Source organism: Paraburkholderia lacunae (genome assembly GCF_003353175.1).
GTDB classification, from domain to species: domain Bacteria; phylum Pseudomonadota; class Gammaproteobacteria; order Burkholderiales; family Burkholderiaceae; genus Paraburkholderia; species Paraburkholderia lacunae.
The window spans coordinates 1-18789 of sequence record NZ_QHKS01000026.1 but is presented as its reverse complement, the minus strand read 5'-3'; the positions used below and the strand labels follow the sequence as shown (position 1 = coordinate 18789).

18 protein-coding genes and 1 pseudogene are annotated in these 18789 nt (G+C 64.1%); 9 read left to right on the top strand and 10 right to left on the bottom strand.

Annotated features, from left to right (window positions below; translation table 11 throughout):
• Window positions 1-197 precede the first annotated feature (197 nt).
• Window positions 198-1352: an epoxide hydrolase family protein gene (locus DLM46_RS30150; RefSeq protein WP_115106793.1), complete on the top strand. Its 1155-nt coding sequence runs from the start codon at window positions 198-200 to the stop codon at window positions 1350-1352.
• 25 nt (window positions 1353-1377) lie between these two features.
• Here the strand turns inward: DLM46_RS30150 and DLM46_RS30145 are convergent.
• Window positions 1378-1548, bottom strand: a pseudogene (locus DLM46_RS30145) (histone deacetylase family protein); the annotation flags it as partial.
• A gap of 132 nt (window positions 1549-1680) precedes the next feature.
• Between DLM46_RS30145 and DLM46_RS30140 the strand changes: the two are divergent.
• From DLM46_RS30140 to DLM46_RS30125, 4 genes are all read left to right on the top strand, one after another.
• A complete protein-coding gene (locus DLM46_RS30140; protein WP_115106791.1) occupies window positions 1681-3030 on the top strand; it encodes a glutamine synthetase family protein in 1350 nt (449 codons plus the stop codon).
• A gap of 165 nt (window positions 3031-3195) precedes the next feature.
• Window positions 3196-4554: an aspartate aminotransferase family protein gene (locus tag DLM46_RS30135; RefSeq protein ID WP_115106789.1), complete on the top strand. Its 1359-nt coding sequence runs from the start codon at window positions 3196-3198 to the stop codon at window positions 4552-4554.
• A 64-nt stretch (window positions 4555-4618) separates the two neighbouring features.
• Window positions 4619-5266 carry a GntR family transcriptional regulator gene (locus DLM46_RS30130; RefSeq protein ID WP_115106787.1) on the top strand — a complete coding sequence of 216 codons (648 nt, stop codon included), beginning with the start codon at window positions 4619-4621 and terminating at the stop codon, window positions 5264-5266.
• A 143-nt stretch (window positions 5267-5409) separates the two neighbouring features.
• On the top strand, window positions 5410-5775 hold the full coding sequence (locus DLM46_RS30125; protein ID WP_115106884.1) for a hypothetical protein: 366 nt from the start codon (window positions 5410-5412) through the stop codon (window positions 5773-5775).
• Between the two features lie 105 nt (window positions 5776-5880).
• Here the strand turns inward: DLM46_RS30125 and DLM46_RS30120 are convergent, their stop codons facing one another.
• A complete protein-coding gene (locus DLM46_RS30120; RefSeq protein ID WP_279635238.1) occupies window positions 5881-6168 on the bottom strand; it encodes a copper resistance protein CopC in 288 nt (95 codons plus the stop codon).
• A 76-nt stretch (window positions 6169-6244) separates the two neighbouring features.
• On the opposite strand from DLM46_RS30120, the gene DLM46_RS30115 reads away from it, so the two are divergent.
• The gene (locus DLM46_RS30115; protein WP_115106785.1) at window positions 6245-7603 is read left to right on the top strand and encodes a TAXI family TRAP transporter solute-binding subunit; all 1359 of its coding nucleotides are present in this window, start codon (window positions 6245-6247) and stop codon (window positions 7601-7603) included.
• Between the two features lie 112 nt (window positions 7604-7715).
• Here DLM46_RS30115 and DLM46_RS30110 read toward each other — a convergent pair whose 3' ends face one another.
• From DLM46_RS30110 to DLM46_RS40590, 4 genes are all read right to left on the bottom strand, one after another.
• Entirely contained in the window at window positions 7716-8372 is a 657-nt protein-coding gene (locus DLM46_RS30110) for a ProQ/FinO family protein (protein ID WP_115106882.1), read from the bottom strand.
• A gap of 125 nt (window positions 8373-8497) precedes the next feature.
• Window positions 8498-9838, bottom strand: a complete 1341-nt coding sequence (locus tag DLM46_RS30105; protein WP_115106783.1) for an ATP-binding protein — start codon at window positions 9836-9838, stop codon at window positions 8498-8500.
• Window positions 9835-10497, bottom strand: a complete 663-nt coding sequence (locus DLM46_RS30100) for a response regulator (RefSeq protein ID WP_115106782.1) — start codon at window positions 10495-10497, stop codon at window positions 9835-9837. Before DLM46_RS30100 ends, DLM46_RS30105 begins: the two co-directional genes overlap by 4 nt.
• 106 nt (window positions 10498-10603) lie before the next feature.
• A complete protein-coding gene (locus tag DLM46_RS40590; RefSeq protein ID WP_244306420.1) occupies window positions 10604-10747 on the bottom strand; it encodes a hypothetical protein in 144 nt (47 codons plus the stop codon).
• A 131-nt stretch (window positions 10748-10878) separates the two neighbouring features.
• Between DLM46_RS40590 and DLM46_RS30090 the strand changes: the two genes are divergently transcribed.
• Window positions 10879-11298, top strand: a complete 420-nt coding sequence (locus tag DLM46_RS30090) for an efflux RND transporter permease subunit (protein WP_425274029.1) — start codon at window positions 10879-10881, stop codon at window positions 11296-11298.
• A 241-nt stretch (window positions 11299-11539) separates the two neighbouring features.
• Here the strand turns inward: DLM46_RS30090 and hpnI (DLM46_RS30085) are convergent, their stop codons facing one another.
• The gene (hpnI, locus tag DLM46_RS30085) at window positions 11540-12778 is read right to left on the bottom strand and encodes a bacteriohopanetetrol glucosamine biosynthesis glycosyltransferase HpnI (protein ID WP_115106780.1); all 1239 of its coding nucleotides are present in this window, start codon (window positions 12776-12778) and stop codon (window positions 11540-11542) included.
• Between the two features lie 12 nt (window positions 12779-12790).
• Window positions 12791-13141 carry a hypothetical protein gene (locus DLM46_RS30080; protein WP_115106778.1) on the bottom strand — a complete coding sequence of 117 codons (351 nt, stop codon included), beginning with the start codon at window positions 13139-13141 and terminating at the stop codon, window positions 12791-12793.
• Window positions 13142-13467: 326 nt separating this feature from the next.
• Here DLM46_RS30080 and DLM46_RS30075 point away from each other — a divergent pair, with 326 nt between their 5' ends.
• Together DLM46_RS30075 and DLM46_RS30070 are read left to right on the top strand one after the other, a co-directional pair.
• Window positions 13468-14127 (top strand): response regulator, encoded by a 660-nt coding sequence (locus DLM46_RS30075; RefSeq protein ID WP_115106776.1) that lies wholly within the window; start codon window positions 13468-13470, stop codon window positions 14125-14127.
• Window positions 14127-15524 (top strand): ATP-binding protein, encoded by a 1398-nt coding sequence (locus DLM46_RS30070; RefSeq protein ID WP_115106773.1) that lies wholly within the window; start codon window positions 14127-14129, stop codon window positions 15522-15524. The genes DLM46_RS30075 and DLM46_RS30070 overlap by 1 nt, the downstream gene beginning before the upstream one ends.
• Before the next feature lie 92 nt (window positions 15525-15616).
• Here DLM46_RS30070 and DLM46_RS30065 read toward each other — a convergent pair whose 3' ends face one another.
• A complete protein-coding gene (locus DLM46_RS30065) occupies window positions 15617-16648 on the bottom strand; it encodes a lysylphosphatidylglycerol synthase domain-containing protein (protein ID WP_115106772.1) in 1032 nt (343 codons plus the stop codon).
• Window positions 16649-17510: 862 nt separating this feature from the next.
• Window positions 17511-18671, bottom strand: coding sequence for a bacteriohopanetetrol glucosamine biosynthesis glycosyltransferase HpnI (gene hpnI / locus DLM46_RS30060; protein WP_115106770.1), 1161 nt, complete (start codon window positions 18669-18671; stop codon window positions 17511-17513).
• Window positions 18672-18789 lie beyond the last annotated feature (118 nt).

Here is an 18789-nt window from a genome sequence, read left to right as displayed (position 1 = left end):
CTTCGGTGTCGCGTCTTCGGTGTCGCGTCTTCGGTGTCGCGTCTTCGGTGCCGCCTCGAGGCACTGCTGCGCATCCGCTGAATGATCGCGGGTCGGCTGTAGTGAGCCGCCCTTCAGCGGAAATGTTGCTCAGAAGCTATTCTCGATCCTGTCGCGTGAACCCGGCAGCCGCCGCGTCGCACATCCGGAGAGAAAGCATGCGCGCCGAGCCATTTAGCATTGCCATCCCAGACGAAGACATCGCCGGCCTTCGCCAGCGCCTGCGCGAGACGCGCTGGACGCCCGCGGGACCGTATGAACCGTGGCAGCAAGGCGTCGATACCGGCTGGCTGCGCGAATTCGTGCAGTACTGGGCCGACGGTTTCGACTGGCGCACAGCCGAACGCCGCCTGAACCAGCAGCCGCAATTCATCGCGCAGGTCGACGCTCAGCGCGTGCATTTCGTGCATCGCCGGGGCGTCGGCCCGAAACCTTATCCCCTTGTGATCACGCATGGCTGGCCGGGATCGTTCTTCGAGTTTTACGGCCTGCTCGACCTGTTGTGCGACCCCGCCGCCTCCGGCGCGCAAGCGGAAGACGCATTCGATGTCGTCGTGCCGTCGCTGCCGGGTTTCGCCTTCTCGCAGGCGCCCGCAAAACCCGGCACCTCCGCGTTTCAGGTGGCGGACCTGTGGGCCGCGCTGATGCGAGGCCTCGGCTATGAACGCTTCGGCGCACAGGGCGGCGACCTCGGCGCCGGCGTATCGATCGCGCTCGCGCTTCGGCATCCGCAGGTTGTCGACGGCATCCACCTCAATTTCTTGCCGGGTACATACGAACCGTCACGCGCGGCAGGAGACGCGCCGCTCACCGAAGCCGAACAGGAATTTCTGCGCGCGAAGGATCAATGGGCGGCGCTCGAAGGCGGCTATGCGCATATGCACACCACTAAACCGGAGACACTCGCCCACTCGCTCAACGATTCGCCGGCGGGATTGGCCGCATGGATTGCGGAGAAGTTTCGCGCGTGGAGCGATTGCGACGGTCAGATCGAGCGGGTATTTTCGCGCGACGATCTTCTCACCAACATCTCGCTTTACTGGCACACGCAGAGCATGGGCTCCGCGATCCGGATGTACTGGGAGAACCGGCTGCAACCGCTGCGCTTCACGGCCGGCCAACGCGTGAGCCCGCCGGTCGGCTTTGCACGCTTCCCGAAGGAGATCAGTCGACCGCCTCGCTCGTGGCTCGAACGGACCTTCGACGTCGTGCAATGGACCGACATGCCGCGCGGCGGACACTTCGCGGCGATGGAAGCGCCCGCGTTGCTCGCCGCTGAAATCCGCAACTTCTTCCGGCCGCTGCGCCGGTAAAGGCGGCGTCGGCCAAATACGCCGGCCATGCCGAGCCCGGCGCCAACGGAAAATTGGCGTTGTAGCCGAGCCCGGCACCCGCGCCGGTCTCGTCGGAATAGCCCGGAAAGAACGGATATTCGAGGTGCGGATCGGCATGCAGGGACGCGAACAGCACGTCCGCGCGGTCATAAAAAATGCTCTGCGATTTGATCAAATTTCCCAAAAGGAAGATTCCGTGCGATGATTTGATCAAATCCCATCATGCAAAACGCCCAGCTTTCTCCGCCAGGCGGCTTGCCGCGCAGCAACGCGTCGCGCCGTCCTCATCAACCGACTGGAGTCAAACTTGCAAAGCGACCTACGCGACGACCTGCGCGAATTCCTGGAACATCATCGGATCCACGAAGTGGAATGCGTGATACCGGACATGACTGGCGTCGCGCGCGGCAAGATCGTGCCGAAGAATCTGTTTCTGTCGGAAGGCCGGATGCATATGTCGAACGCGCTGTTGATGATTACCGTCAACGGCGAGTTTGCGGATTTCGAGCGTTTCGTCGGGCCGAGCGACCCCGACATGGTGTGCATCCCCGACCCGAACACCGTGCGGCTCGTGCCGTGGGCCATCGAACAGGTGGCCGTGGTGATCCACGATTGCGTCGGTCTCGACGGCAAGCCGATCGGGATTTCGCCGCGTGCAGTGTTGCGCCGCGTGCTCGCGCTGTACGAGGAAAAGGGCTGGCGTCCGGTGGTCGCGCCGGAGATGGAGTTCTACCTGATCGCGCAGAACAAGAATCCGCATGAGCCGTTGCGCCCGCCGCTCGGCCGGGCGGGCCGTCACGAAGCCGGCCGCCAGTCGTTTTCGATCGACGCCGTCAACGAGTTCGATCCGTTCTTTCAGGACCTGTCGCGCTTCTGCGAGATGACGCAGCTCGGCGTCGAAACGCTCGTGCACGAAGTCGGCGCCGGGCAGATGGAGATCAACTTTTCTCACGGCGACGCGCTCGATCTCGCCGACCGTGTGTTCCTGTTCAAACGCGCGGTGCGTGAAACCGCCTTCCGTCACGGCATTTTCGCGACCTTCATGGCGAAACCCATGGAGCACGAACCGGGCAGCGCGATGCACATTCACCAGAGCATCGTCGACAGCAAAACTGGCGCGAACATCTTCTCGCTGCCCGACGGAACGGCCAGCCCGCTGTTTTTCAACTACATCGGCGGTTTGCAGAAGTACATGCCGCAAGCAATGCCGATGTTCGCCCCTTATGTGAATTCCTACCGCCGCCTGTCGCGTTTCACGGCCGCGCCGATCAACGTGCGCTGGGGCTACGACAACCGCACCTGCGGCATTCGCGTGCCGAACTCGGGGCCGGACGGGCGGCGGCTGGAAAACCGCGTTCCGGGCGTCGACGTGAATCCGTACCTCGCGATGGCGGCCACCCTCGCCTGCGGCTATCTCGGCATGGTCGAACAGCAGGAGGCGTCCGCGCCGATGGTCGAAAGCGCTTACGACCTCGAATACGAATTGCCGCGCGGTCTCGAAGACGCGCTCAAAGCGCTGTCCCAATGCACCGAACTCGCGGACGTGCTGGGCGATAACTTCGTGCAGGCCTATTGCGCGGTGAAGGAAAAGGAGTTCGAAACCTTCTCGCAAGGCATTACCGCGTGGGAACGCGAGCATCTGCAATTGCTCGTCTGAGCGCCGGCGTGGGCGTGGGCGTGGGCGTGGGCGTGAGTGTGAGTGTGAGCGTGACCGTGGGCGTTGGCGCGGGTCCAGGTGCGGATGCGGATGCGGATGCGGATGCGGATGCGGATGCAAGGTAAGCGCGAGCGTTTTATGAATCCATCAACTGAAGAGGCTCGATTGAATACCCGTTATGGCGTCAACTGGGAGCGGGCGCAGGCGCTGCTCGAACGCGAACGCAGCGCGTTCGCCGAGGCCATGCCGAAGTCGCGCGCGCTGTCGGTACGCGCGGCGCGCCATCTGCTGTTCGGCGTGCCGCTGCACTGGATGAACGACTGGTCGACGCCCTTCTCGCTGTACGTCGACGAGGCGCGCGGCGCCGCGTTTACGGACGTCGACGGCCATCGCTATGCGGATTTCTGCCTCGGCGACACCGGCGCGATGTTCGGCCATTCGCCCGCGCCGGTGGCGCGCGCGCTGGCGGCCCAGGCCGGGCGCGGCTTGACCACCATGCTGCCGGGCGAAGACGCCGCGTGGGTCGGCGAAGAGCTCGCGCGCCGCTTTGGCCTGCCGTACTGGCAGTTCGCGATGACCGCGAGCGACGCCAACCGTTTCGTGCTGCGCTGGGCGCGGGCGGCGACCGGCCGCAAGCAGATCGTCGTGTTCAACGGCTGCTATCACGGCACCGTCGACGACGTCTTCGTCGACCTGGTCGACGGCAAGCCGGTGCAGCGCGACAGCCTGATCGGCCAGGTACACGATCTGCTCGACTACACGCGCGTGATCGAATTCAACGACCTCGCCGCGCTGGAAAACGCGCTGAAAGACGGCGACGTGGCCTGCGTGCTGGCCGAACCCGCGATGACCAACATCGGCATGGTGCTGCCGGAAGCGGACTACTGGCGCGAGGCGCAGGCGCTGATGCGCCGCTACGGCACGCTGCTCGCGATCGACGAAACCCACACCATCAGCAGCAGCCCGGGCGGCTATTCGGCTGCACACGGCCTCGAGCCTGACCTGTTCATCCTCGGCAAGCCGGTCGGCGGCGGCGTGCCGTGCGCGGTGTACGGCTTTAGCGCCGAACTCGCGAGCCGCGCGCAGCAGGCCAAGCGCAGCGCGCCGCCGGGCCACTCCGGCATCGGCACGACGCTGACCGCGAACGCGCTGGCGATGAGCGCGATTCGTGCAACGCTCGCCGAGGTGATGACCGAGGCCGCCTACGAGCACATGTTCGCGCTTGCCGCGCGCATCGAAACCGGGCTCAAAAGCGTGATCGCGCGTCACGGTCTGGCGTGGTGCGTGACGCGCATCGGCGCCCGCACCGAATTCCAGTTCTCGGCGACGCCGCCGCGCAACGGCACCGAAGCCGGCCAGCAACTCGATCCTGAGCTCGAACATATCGTGCACCTGTACCTGCTCAACCGCGGCGTGCTGATCACGCCGTTTCACAACATGATTCTGGTGTGCCCCGACACGTCGGCGGCCGACGCCGACCAGCTGATCGCCGCCTTCGACGCCTGCCTGGCCGAGCTGACCTGAGCCCGCGAGCGGGCGCGAGCGGCGCTAGACTGTCGACCTTTTTTGCGATCATGTATCGAGTTTTATGAAAACATCGCGCCATCACACGTTGCAGGACGAGACGTACGAAACGCTGCGGCAGTGGCTGACGATCGGTCGCTTCGTGCCGGGCGAGCGCATCAAGATCCGTCACGTCGCGGCGGAACTCGGCGTGGGCGAGATGCCGGTGCGCTCCGCTTTGCAACGCCTCGCGGCCGAATCCGCGCTGGTGAACGTGCCCAATTGCGGCGTGACGGTGCCGCGTCTGTCGAAAGAGCAATTCGACGACGTGTTGCGTGTGCGGCTGATTCTCGAAGGCCAGGCCGCCGAACTGGGCGTCCCGCACCTCACGGAGCACGATCTCGCGACGCTGGAAAAACTGAACGAGGTGATGGCGCAGGCGCTGCGGGCGGGCGACGCCAAGGGCTACCTCGACGCCAACGAGGCGTTCCACCTGATTCTGTACCGTGCGAGTGGCTCACCGCTGTTGCTCGAACTGATCGAAACAGTATGGCTTCAGGTGGGGCCGATTTCGAACCTGCTGTTCGGCGACGCGCAATTTGCCGGCACGCTCAACGACGCGCACGACGACCTGCTGGAGGCGGCGAAAGCCCGTGATTCCGCGGGAGTACGCAGCGCCATCGAGCGCGATCTGAGTCATGCCGCGACGTGTTTGCGCGCGCAGTGCCTCTGATCCCGAACCGTATGATCGATTACCGTGAATTGGCGTGTTTACGGATATTCCGCAGCGCAACAGCACGTGATATTGTTTAATGAAGGTAGAGGGAGTTGCTCTGCCGTCCTGACCTGAAGCACTTTACCGCCGCGAGCGTCGCCATGAGTGATGTACGCCACCATTTAAGTCCACGGGACCGTTTGGAGCTGCTATGTTGGCTCACCTGCGGAATCCTTGGCGCTTATTACCTGAACGAGGAGTGGCCTGACGCCGCATTTCACGTGCAGGCTGCGCACAAATGGCTGGACCGCCGCATGCGGGAGGCGGACTGGCTGAGCGTGGCCAAGTTGTCGGCACTGGCGTTGGAGATTGCGCGCCGGCATGCAAAGTTTGTCGATACCGAGTGGGCACGGGACGCGGTCGAAGAGATCCTCGACACGGATGAGCTGGACCCGCAAGCGCGGCTGGTGAGGCAGGTTCTGGCCGATTGTCAGAATGCGCTTGCCGATAAGCGGGTAGCGGATTGATTGGGTTAATTAGCGTTGCCCCTGCACAGGGGGAACGCTAATTAACCCAATAACAAAAACAAAAGAAAAGAAAAACCAGCGCCGCAGGCAATAACCCATAACAGGCTATCTCGCATCAAACGCATCGCCCCCATGCGTGCGATGCCCATCTGCCGCCGCGGCCACCCAATGCACGATGTAACGGCCGGCCGCCATTGTCGGCAACATGACTGTCGTAGCCGCCGGCTGATGCGAATCCACCACCGCCTTCTCCGTGTCGATCTGCTTGCTGCCTGCATCGGTAACGGTCGGCGAACTGAATAGCGGCTCGAGCGGCCCGTCAACGATCATTCGGACCTGCGCCGGCGAGACCGCCGTGGCCTCCGCTCCCGGCGTTTTCCATTCGTCAGTCAATAGAGCACACTGCCGACGGCAAAGCCGCGGCGGACAGTGGAAAATGCATCATCCCGGCTACCGGCACGGAGTGCCCATGAAACCGCATCGCCCGCGTCCCCCGAATCTCACAGGCGATCAATCGCATGCCGAATGGCGGGATCACACCTTGCCGTATGCGATCGTCGCCGCGCTCGTGGTACTGGTGGTCACGCTGATCGTCTGGCTGGTCGATCCGGCGCCGCCAAAGACGATCACGATGAGCGCGGGTCCGCACGACAGTTCATTCCTCGTCGCCGCCGAGCAATACAAGAAAATTCTCGCCCACAACGGCATCACGCTGAAGGTGCTGGAATCCGATGGCTCCGTGCAAAACCTGCAGCGGCTGCTGGACCCGAAACAGCACGTCGATCTCGCTCTCGTGCAAGGCGGCGTGGCGGATGGGATGGACACCTCATCGCTGATGTCGCTCGGCAGCGTTTTCTATATACCGGTGGTGGTGTTCTATCGCGGGACAGGCGTGACCCAGCTTTCGCAACTGGAGGGCAAAAGGATTGCGGTAGGCCGCGAAGGCAGCGGCACCCGGTTGCTCGCGCTCAAGCTGCTGGAAGCAAACGGCATCGAGCCGGGCGGCGACACCGTGCTGGTGCCGAGCGACGGCCTGCAGGCCGCCACCCAACTCGTTGCGGGCGATGTCGACGCCGCGATCCTGAACGGCGACTCGGCGACCCGTGGCTTGATGCTCAGGCTCCTGAAGGTGCCCGGCATCTCGGTGATGAACTTCGACGAGGCGAGCGCTTATACACGTCTCTTTCCGTATCTCGACCAGCTCGACCTGCCGCCCGGCGTGCTGGATCTCAAGCACAGAATCCCGCCCGACACCGTCCACCTGGTCAGCCCGACTGTTGAAATCGTCGCCCGCACCAATCTGCACCCGGCCATCTCCGACCTCGTGATCGAAGCCGCGCAGGAAGTTCACGGCATGCCGGGGCTCCTGCAGCATGCAGGCGAATTCCCCAATCCGGTCGCCCGTGAATATCAGATCAGCGAAGACGCACAGCGCTACTACAAGACGGGAAAAAGTTTTCTGTATCGCAACCTGCCGTTCTGGCTGGCCAGTATCGGCGACCGCACGCTTGTTCTGCTGCTGCCGATGGCCGTGCTGCTATTCCCGGCGATGCGCCTGATACCCGCGCTGTACCAATGGCGCGTGCGCTCGCGCATCTATCGATATTACGGTGCGCTGATTGCGATCGAACGCGGCGCGCTCACCACCGACTCGAGCGATGACGAACGCAAAGCGCTCTTCGAGGAACTCGATCATATCGAGGAGTCGCTTAACCAGTTGCGCATGCCGCTTGCCTTTGCCGACGCTTTTTACGTGCTGCGCGAGCATGTCGGTTTTGTGCGCGCCCGGCTCGCGGCGTCGGCGTCGGGGCAAGGCAGCCCGCACTAGACGAGGTTCCGGCTGTCAGGCCTCTGAATCCGACCGCCAAGCCGGCCGTCGAGTCAGCTTGCTGTGCATCGGCCTTCATACCGACATGCGACTCGGTCCGCCGCTCGGCTTGTCAGTTGGTCTGCGGCTCGGTCTGCGCGTTGGTCTGCGGCTCGCCTTGTGACTCGGCTGCGTTGGTCTGCGAGTCGGCTTGCGCGTTGGCTTGCGAGTCGGCCGGCGACGTCGCCGTCGGGTTGGCTGCTTTAGGCGCGGCTTTAGCTGCCCGGTGCGCCTGCAGGCGTTGTGCGCCGGCGGCTTCCTGTGCCGTCACCTTTCCCGCTTCACTGCCGGTCAGATCGACGCGCGCGGCGCCTTCGACGAGGCACTTCCAGTAGCGGCTGCCGCGGCACCAGGTTTTGATCGCGTCGCGCAACTCGGCTTCGCTCAAAGACAATTCCTTCGCGTGAACGACGAGGTCCTCGAAGATGCCGACCTTCAGCGGGAGCTTGGGTGCCGGATTCTTTGGAAACGCAATGGGGAAGCGCTTTTGCAGCCTCCCGATCGTCTTGACCACCGGGTCAACGGGTTTCGCGTCCGGCGCCGGCGCAGGCGCAGCCCGGCGCTCTTGCGGCGGCTTGCGGGCGGGCCTCGCGCCAGCCTTTGCGGCGGGCTTCGCACCCGGCTTTGCAGCGGCCTTCGCACCAGGCTTCGCGGCAGGCGCGGCGGGGGCCGCTTCGGCCCGTGCCGCGGCAAGTTGCTTTTTCAGTTCAGCGAGTTGTTCGAAACCCATGGCGCACAGTCGATCGAGAAAGACGAGATTGTAGCAGCGAGTCTCCAGGTTCATGACGACGCCGGCAGCGGGCCGCAAAGGTTTGCCCGGCAATCGTTCTTCCGCAGTGAGATTACACGGGAATCTCAAGCCTCATACGCCGTGAGGCCGAACACATCCACACACAAGCCGCTACGCCCAGCGTTATTTCGCAATGCCAGCGTCATCTGATGCCTCTGCGCGATCCGCGAGACAATCGCCAACCCCAGGCCACTGCCCTCGCCCTGCGCCTCCTCGCCTCGATAGAACCGATCGAAAACCCGTTCGAGCTCGGGCTCGGGAATCCCGGACCCGCTATCCACCACCTCCACTCCCACCTGGTTTCCAGAGCGCTTCAACACCACGTCGACCTTGCCGCCGCGCGGCGTATGCCGAATCGCGTTATTGATCAGATTGCCCAGCAACACCGTCATCCCATGCGGCTCGGCCAGCACGGTATACGGGTCGCCGGGCGTGCGCGCCTGCTCGCACTCGAGCCCAAGATCGATCTCCTTGGTCTCGGCAAGCAGCGAAAAATCGCCCACCGCCTGCTCGCCGATCCGGCGCAAACTCACCGGCACCATCGACGTCACCGGATGCGCATCCTCGCGCGCCAGCGTCAGCAACTGCTGCACCAGATGGATGATCCGGTTGACCCGCTCCTCGACACGCTCCAGCGCCTGCCCCTCGCCCTTTAACGTGCCGTCGCGCGAGGCGGCCTGCAGTTGCAGCTTCAGCGCGGCCAGCGGCGAACGCAGCTCGTGCGCGGCATCGGCGATAAAAGTGCGCTGCGCCTGCGACGCAGTATTCAACCGCTTCAGCAAATCATTGAGTGCCTCGACCAGCGGCCGGATTTCGACCGGCACCGCACCGTCCAGACGCAGGGGTTCCAGCGAGTCGATCGAACGGGTCGCCAGTGCGCGGGACAAGCTGCCAATCGGCGCGAGCCCGCGCGCGACCACCAGCAGCACCAGCACGATCGTCACCGGCAGCAGCAAGCCAAGCGGCCACAGCGTATGCAGCGCCAGCGTCAGCGCGAGATCCTCACGCACCGACACCGGTTGCGCGACCTGGATATAGCGGTCCGGCTGCTGCAACCCGAACGCGCGCCAGTGATATTCGCCGCGCTCGACCGTGCTGTAACCTTCGCGCAGGCGCGCAAACATCGGCACTTGCATCGAGTGATAAACGAGCTTGCCGGCACGGTCCCAGATTTCGATCACGACGCGGTCGTCGGCGAGATCGCCCAGATCGGGGCTGCGATGCTCGACATCCGACGGGCCCTGGAGGTTCGACGGCAGCGACAGCGCCACCGTGCGCAGTTCGTAGTCGAACAGTTCGCTCGCCTCCTCCCGCGCCGTATGAAAGATGCCGTAGCCGGCCACACCCGAGGCTGCAGCCATGCCGAAAATCAGCCAGCCGAGCAGCCAGCGGCGAATCGACGTCATCCGCACCTCTTCAGGCGATAACCGACGCCGCGCACGGTCACCACCTGGTCCGCGCCGATCTTGCGCCGCAAGCTGTGCACATGCACCTCGATCGTGTTGCTGCCCACCTCCTCGCCCCAGCCGTACAGCTTTTCTTCGAGCTCGGCCTTGGTGAAGACGCGTGTGGGCTCCTCGATCAGCGCCTGCAGCAGCGCGAATTCGCGCGGCACGAGCGCCATCGGCTCGCCGTCTTTGGTCACCTCGTGCGCCGCCGGGTCGAGTGTGAGCTCGCCGTGCGCGTACACCGGCTGCTTCTGGCCGGTACGCCGCCGCAACAGCGCGCGCACCCGCGCGGCAAGCTCATCGAGATCGAATGGTTTGATCAGATAGTCGTCGGCGCCTGCGTCGAGGCCCCGAATCCGCTCGTCCACCGAGTCGCGCGCGGTCAGGATGATCACCGGTGCAGCGCCGCCGGCCTTGCGGTATGCATTCAGCACGTCGATGCCGTCTTTCTTCGGCAAGCCGAGATCCAGCAGCACGAGGTCGTACACGCCGTTGCCGAGCGACAACTCCGCAGTGCGGCCGTCTTCGGCCCAATCGATCGCGTAGCCCGCGCGGCGCATCGCGCCCAGTACGGTCTCCGCAATCATGTCGTCGTCTTCGACTAATAACAGCCGCATGGCCTCTCCTCTGTCCAGGTTGCCCGCATTGTTCCGTTCGTCAGCTTAACGTTTCCTTATGGAAAGCTTATGGGACGCTTAAACGCCGGTTAAGCCTCTCATAAGCTCATCCCATCCGCTTGAGATTGTCGCGGCTGATCTCCGGCTGGCCGGTCACGGCCACCTGCTCGGCCACGCGGTTGAGCGCGAACAGGTGACCGTCCGGCGCGTGGATCTGCAACTGGCCCAGCCGCGTATCGGTCAGCTTCATGGCTCCCCCCACGCGTACCCGTACGCCGACTGTCTTCGGCCTGCTCTGGAATTGCGTCGCGACGGTGCCTTCCACCAGGACCGAGACCGCCCGGGCGCGACGGCCGCGACCTCGGCTCGACGATTGCCGACGTGCAGAAAACGCTGGGCGACAGGAATCTGTTGCCGGACGGCGTTTACTACGAGTTGGGCGGCCTGTACCAGCAACAGCAGATCGCCTTCAAGGGACTCTCGACCGTGTTCGGCGCGGCCATCGCGCTGGTGTTCGGCTTGCTGCTGTTTCTCTACGAGCGCTTCCGCGTCGCGACGGCGGTCATGGCGATGCCGTTGCTGGCTGCGGGCGCGGTATTCATCGGCTTGTGGCTCACCGGCATCGAGTTGAACATCTCCGCGATGATGGGGATGACGATGATTATCGGTATCGTGACCGAGGTGGCGATTTTTTATGTATCGGAGTTGCAGGGCCTCCTGCGGGACGAGGGCATGAAGTTCGAAGAGGCGCTGATCGCGGCCGGAAGGAATCGGTTGCGGCCGATTGGCCGATTGCCATGACCACCATTGCCGCCATTCTGGCGCTGCTGCCGCTTGCTTTTGCCCTTGGGCAAGGGTCGGCTATACAGTAGCCGTTGGCTATCGCGATTATTTCCGGGCTGATCGTGCAGTTGCCATTGGTGTTGTTGTTATTGCCCGTGCTGTTGAAGTTGCTGATGAAACGGGTGATCTGATTTCTCCCTTTGCCTACTCGGCGCCATAAAAAAGCGCAGGTAGGCAAACCACGCCCATAGCGAAACACCTACCCTCCGTCAGACGTCTCCATCACCCTCAAGGCCGCCCTCCGCGCCGCGGGCGCAGAACCTCCGCCAACCGGCACTCGAGCGCCGCGCCAAACCACATGTGATCCGAACGCCCCGGCCAGCCACTGCGCGGCGAGCAACACATCCCGCAACGGCACAAGCGGCAAATCCCGCCAGAACCTGCGCTCATGCCGCGCGCTACGCAGATGAAGCAACATGCGCGCGGCAAATCCGGTCGCGGTGCAGACAGCACTCGCCAGCGCCACCCACAGATGCACGCCGTCGTAAGACCTCACCGCCAGGCTGCCGGTCAGCCACGCACCGGCCACAATCCACGGCGACGGAAACGTGATGAACAAAAAAGCAAACCCGAGCGGGTTCACGGAGCGAATCGTGCGCAGCCAACGCGTCTCACGCTGCCACAACGAGGCGAAAGTCGGCTCGATCACGTCGGTGGCCACCATCACACGCGACAAGACCGTCTGCAGCCCCAGTTCGCGCACATGTTCGGCGAGCCAGTAATCGTCGGCGAGACAATTTTTCAGCGCGTCGAAGCCGCCGATCTGCTCGAGCGTCTCGCGACGCAACGCCAGCGTCGCACCGAAGCCGAAGCGGCGCGACCCGGCCGCGTGCGCGACGCGCACCGAAGGCGCGAACCACTCGTTGATGAACAGCGCGCCGACGCGCGGCCAGAATCCGCCGACGCCTTGCGCCACGTAAAGGCACGTGACCACGCCTACGCGAGGATCGGCCAGCGGCGCAGCCACAGTGTCGAGATAGTCGGCTTCGACGGCGATGTCGCTGTCGGCAATCACGATCACGTCGTGACGCGCCCGCTCGGCCATGTTGATCAGATTGCTGACCTTGAGATTGCTGCCGTGCACCCGCGTATCCACCGCGAGTTCGATGTCGTGCAGCGGGTACGCAGCCTGCAGACGCCGCACCACGGCGATCGCGGGATCGTCGGGCGAGGACACGCCGAGCACCAGTTGAAAGTGCCCGTGACGCTGCTCGCAGAAGGTCCGGAGGTTTTCGTAGAGACGCGGCTCCGCGCCGCACAGCGGCTTGAGCACGCTCACGCCGACATTCGTGAAGGGATCGGTCTGGCACCCTGCGGCGCCGCCGCGGCGCGCCGCGAAGAAAGGCATGGCCACCGCCGCCAGCATCGCGTACAGCGAAGCCGCGCCACATCCGACGAGCAACAACCATTGGCAAACTGTCAATGTATGGGCCGCCATTGCCTGGTTCCGTTAGTGCTCGGCGAGCACGAACGGTCTGCCCGTAAAGCGCAGATGGAGAATGACGAGCCACCGCCGCGGGCAACTCGCCGCCACCGAGACGGGCCGCGCTGTCCAGCCGCGCGAGCTCGCGTGCCGGCTCCGGATCGCAAGCCCGAACGAAACCTGCGCGAAGTACCGCATCGCAACGACGCCGCCGATGATCGAGCCGAGCGCGAACAACCGGAACGGCGTGGAACTGAAGGCGTGCGGGGAAATCGGCAAGACCAGCAGCGCGAGCGACGCGAGGGCTTCGGCGCACATGGCCGTGAGCGAAGCCGCCATCAGATGGGCTCGCAGCATGTCGACGGTGACTGGCTTCATGGCTTGGTCTCGTGACCTGACGATATGCACGGCGCCAGGGATGCGCAAACAGGCGCCCGTCGTGCATGTCGTCGATGTGCTTACGATTGCATTGCGAAAATCCAGCAACGCGATGCCGCTCGCGCGCGCTCATGCCGAGCCGCGCGACAGCGGCCTGCTGAGGGGCGATAGTATCGATTCAAACTGAAGGAAACCTTAAGGAAGATGGCGGTATAAACCGGGTGCCGAACATCATCGTTACACTTCGCCATATGGCCCGGTGCTTGCTTGAAGGCGGCGCGGCGGGGCCGGATCAAGGCCGCACCCTGAACGGAATGAACTGACTCATGCGCATACTCCTCGTAGAAGACGACGACCTGATCGGCTGCGGTATCGAAGCGGGGCTGCGTCAGGCCGGTTTCACGGTCGACTGGGCGCGCGACGGTCACAAGGCCGATCTCGCGCTCGCCACGACGGCCTATGCGCTCGTGATACTGGATCTCGGCCTGCCCCGGGTGTCGGGCATGGAAATCCTGAAGCGCCTGCGCGAGGCGGGCAACGACGTGCCGCTGCTGGTGCTGACCGCGAAGGGCACGGTGATCGATCGCGTCGGCGGGCTCGAAGCCGGCGCCGACGACTACCTCGGCAAGCCGTTCGATCTGACCGAGCTGATCGCGCGTTGCCGGGCCTTGCTGCGCCGCGCGCAAGGGCGCAGCGTCGAGGTGATCCGCTATCGGGAGCTGACCGTCAACCCGGCCGCGCAAACGGTCGAGATCGGCGACACACGCGTGTTCCTCACCTCGCGCGAATGGGCGATCCTGATGCAGTTGCTGACCAATCAGGGTATTCCCCAGTCGCGTTCGCGCCTCGAAGAAAGCCTGTATGGATGGCAGGAAGAAATCGAAAGCAATGCCATCGAAGTGCATGTGTCGAATCTGCGCAAGAAGCTCGGCGCGAAACTGATCAGAACGGTTCGCAACATCGGCTACGTGGTGGAGAAAGCGTGATGTCGTCGATACGCCGTCGGCTGATGCTGCTGATACTGGCCTGCATCGCGCTGATCTGGGCCGTCGCGCTGGTATCGAGCTATCGTCAGGCGACCCGTGAAGTCAGCGAATGGGAAGACGCGCGCCTCGCCGAACTGGCCCAAATCCTCGCGCTGCTCGACGAGAGCAGTCTGATCACGCTCGCCAATGCGCGGATCGACGTGCGGGAGGAAGAACAAGGCGGCGACCCCGGCGCCAGCAACGAAGATGACGACGACAGCCTGCCGCGCGACGCGCTGTTCCAGGTGCGCAGCGCGAACGGCGAGGTGCTGGCGGGCAGCCCGCAATTGCGTGCGTTGCAGGCGTGGGATCTGCCGGTGCCGGCGGTCAGCGGCGCACAAACCATCACGCTGGGCGGCAAGGCGTGGCACTCGTTCACTCTGCGCAACACGGCGCTCGGCCACATCGTGCGCGTGTTCGAACCGGCCAATACGCGCAGCGATCTGGTGAGCGGCGTCGCGAACCGGATTGCCCGGCCCACGCTGCTTGCGCTGCCGGTGCTGGCCTTGCTGGTGTGGTTCAGCATCGGCTGGAGCCTGACGCCGCTCAAGATCCTGTCGGACGCGATCCGCGTGCGCGACATCAACCGGCTGGAACCGATCGACATCGGCCATTCGCCCACCGAGGTGCGGCCGCTGATCGATGCAATCAATCTGGTGTTGTCGCGCTTGCGGCGCTCGCTGGAGCGCGAACGCGCGTTTACCGCGGACGCCGCCCATGAACTGAAAACGCCGCTCGCGGCGATCAAGGTGCAGGCGCAAGTCGCGCTGGCCGAGCCGGACGCCGCATTGCAGCGGCTGGCGATGGAGCGCGTGGTGCAAGGGGTGGACCGCAGCGCGCGGCTCGCCGAGCAATTGCTGCTGCTCGCGCGGCTGGACGCGCACGAGAAACTCTCGAGCGCGCCGCTCAAGCCCGCTGCGGTCGCCAAAGACGCGCTGCTTGCCAACGAGCGCAATGCGCAGCAAAAAAACATTCACGTGACCCTGACCGGCGACCTGCGCGCCGAGATCAACGCGGAACCGGTGCTGATCGGCATCCTGCTCGACAATCTGCTCGACAACGCGATCAAGTACGGGCGCGCCGGCGGCCGCGTGGAGGTTGCCGTGCAGCACGCGCTCGACCGAGTGCGGCTCACGGTGCGTGACGACGGGCCTGGCGTCGCGTCCGCCGATCTCGTTCATCTGACGAATCGTTTCTATCGTGCGACTGGCAATCAGGCGACCGGCAGCGGCCTCGGCCTGTCGATCGTCGCGCGGATCGCGGAGCATTTCGATGCGAGCCTGCATCTAGGCACGGGTATCGGCGAGCGCGGGCTCGCCGTCGAAGTGTCGTTTCCGGCTTTTGGGGACGCGCGCTGAGGCTGGGTTGGGAGGCTGATCGCTGCTTGTGTTGGTTGTGCTGTTTCCGCCCGGCGCTCGCTGCTTCCGCCCGGCGCCCGGCGCGTACTCAATCAGCGCTGGCTCGCCTCGCGAACGCTCCCCTGCTCCGCAAGCTCCGAAAGCTCGGCCCGCCTGGGCGCGCGAGTCGACGACTCGGCGAACTGCCACGCAAAGAGTCCCGGCACGAAGATCAGCAGGTCGCGAATGCGCCGCGCGCCAGCCAGCGCGAGACAGATTGAAGGATCGAGGCCCAGCGCGCCGCCGATCAGAATGAAACCGCCCTCCTGCACGCCCAGCCCGCCCGGCACGAAGAACGCCGCGCTGCTGACCGCCTGAATCAGCGATTCGATCACCACCGCTTCGACAAGCGTGATCTGCACGCCGAGGAAATGCAGCGCGAGCCAGATCTCCAGCGAGGTCAGGAAGCACTGCAGCGGCTGCCAGAAGAACAGGTAGCGCAACACCACGCCGCGCCGGCGCCAGATCAGCTTGATGGCCTGATCGATCTGGGCGGATTGCCCGACCAGTGCGGCAAGCTTGCCGCTCGTCATGCGATTGAGCACGCGCGTGATGCGCTCGAAGGGATTGGCGTGCTGCACGAGTGCGAACAGCAGCAGCAGCGGGGTCAGCACCACCACGCCCCACGCCAGCTGTCCCGCCAGGCGCAGCGTATCCGAATGCGCGTGCGCGAACAGAAAGCCGATGCCGACCATCGTGAACAGCAGCTGGCTGATCACGGTGAGCTGCATGTCGACGATGATGCTGCCGACCGCCGTCGACGGACGCACACCCCAGCGCTTGAGTATCCGGAACGATACGACCTCGCCGCCGACGCGGGCGACCGGCAGCATGCAATTGACCGATTCGCGTACCCACACCAGATGCAGCATCGCGGCAAGGCTCGGCCGGTTCGCGCCCCGAATCAGCGAGCGCCAATCGGCGGCATTGGCGAGCATCGGCAGCACATGCGCGATGGCGGCCAGCAGCAGGCCGGCGCCTGCGGTGCGCAGCGCGCCGAGCACGGCGCCGGGGTTGCCTTGCCAGACCAGCCACAGCGAAACCAGCAAGCCGGCTAGCGCGGCCACGCGGCCGAGATGTTTCATCACGCGTGCACCTTTCGCTTGCGCTTCAAACCGCTTTCGCCACCGTTTTCGAAATAACTACGCTTCATTGCTGACCCAACCCGCTGTTCTGTCTATCCGTTCCGTTTCATTGGCCGTGCTTCATCTGCCGTGCTTCATCTGCCGTGCTTCATCTGCTGTGCTTCATCTGCTGTGCTTCATCCGCTGTGCTTCATCCGCTGTGCTTCATCCGCTGTGCTTCATCCGCTGTGCTTCATCCGCTGTGCTTCATCCGCTGTGCTTCATCCGCTGTGCTTCATCCGCTGTGCTTCATCCGCTGTGCTTCATCCGCTGTGCTTCATCCGCTGTGCTTCATCCGCTGTGCTTCATCCGCTGTGCTTCATCCGCTGTGCTTCATCCGCTGTGCTTCATCCGCTGTGCTTCATCCGCTGTGCTTCATCCGCTGTGCTTCATCCGCTGTGCTTCATCCGCTGTGCTTCATCCGCTGTGCTTCATCCGCTGTGCTTCATCCGCTGTGCTTCATCCGCTGTGCTTCATCCGCTGTGCTTCATCCGCTGTGCTTCATCCGCTGTGCTTCATCCGCTGTGCTTCATCCGCTGTGCTTCATCCGCTGTGCTTCATCCGCTGTGCTTCATCCGCTGTGCTTCATCCGCTGTGCTTCATCCGCTGTGCTTCATCCGCTGTGCTTCATCCGCTGTGCTTCATCCGCTGTGCTTCATCCGCTGTGCTTCATCCGCTGTGCTTCATCCGCTGTGCTTCATCCGCTGTGCTTCATCCGCTGTGCTTCATCCGCTGTGCTTCATCCGCTGTGCTTCATCCGCTGTGCTTCATCCGCCGTGCGCCATCCGCCGTGCGCCATCCGCCGTGCGCCATCCGCCGTGCGTCATTCGTCCTGAGCCGCCGACAGCAGGCCGTCGCCGTCAACCTTGAAGCTGAAACCGCGCCAGATCACGCGCGACGAGCAGAAGCTCGCCACAAAAATCGCAAACGACACGATATCCCACAATGGCAGCAGCCACAGGTCGCGATGCGCTTGCCGCAGCGCCCGATCGGACAGCAACTTCAGCATGAGCCGCGCGCACACGGCGACCAGCGCGAGCAGCCAGCCCCACTTGGCGCCCCCTGAGAAGGCAATCGCGAGCAACGCGAAGGCGAGCGGATGAACCAGCGCCGAGCCGAGATGACCAAGCGGATCGACGCTGCGGATCGTGCGGCTCCAGCGCAGTTCGTGAGCGACCAGTTGCGCCGCACTCGTTTCGACGCAGGCATGCGTGATCGTGAACGGCGGAATCATCACCTTTTCGCCGATCATCCGCACCGCTTCGCCGATCGCGTGATCTTCGGCCAGATGCCGGACGAACGGCGTGAAACCGCCGATCTTTTCGAGCGTGTCGCGGCGCATCGCGATGGTCTGCCCGAAACACGGGCGCGCTAGACCGAGCGCCAGCCCCATCACCACGCCCGGCAAAAACTGATAGTTGGTGGCCTTGGCGGACAGACGCGGCCAGAACCCCGGATCGGGCTGCCCGCGATAAGCGCAGGTCACGAGACCGACGTCCGGTTTTTGCAATTCGCCGATCACGTTGCGCAAATAGTCCGGCCCGACGCTCACGTCGCTGTCCGCGAAAACCAGCACGTCGTGCTGCGCCTGCGGCAGCATATTGAGGATGTTGCTGATTTTGCGATTGGGGCCGTACAGGCGCGCATCGGCGACCACGGTGATGTCCGCCTCGGGATGCAGACGCCGCAGTTCGTCGACGGTTTGCAAGGCGGGATCGGTCGATTCGTGCACGCCGAACAGAAATTGCACGGGGCCCGGATAGTCCTGCTGACAAAAGCTCGACAGGTTGGCGAGCAGCGCCCATTCAATGCCGTGCAAGGGTTTGACGACTGTGACCGGCGGGAAGCTGGTCGGCTCGGACACCGGCCGTGCGAAGAACCGGCCGATCAGCACGCCGGCCAGCACGGTGTAAACGATACCGAAGACCGCGCACGCCGCGCACGCGTAGGCCAGCGTGACGGCGAGCAGATGCGCGGCGATCACGCTTGGTGGGCGCGCAGGAAGCGGAAGAATTCGACGCCTTCGCGCAGGCGCCGTTTCATCATGTCCCAGCTCGTCAGCATCTCGCGCAGGATTTCCCAGATCTTCGACGGTCGGAAAT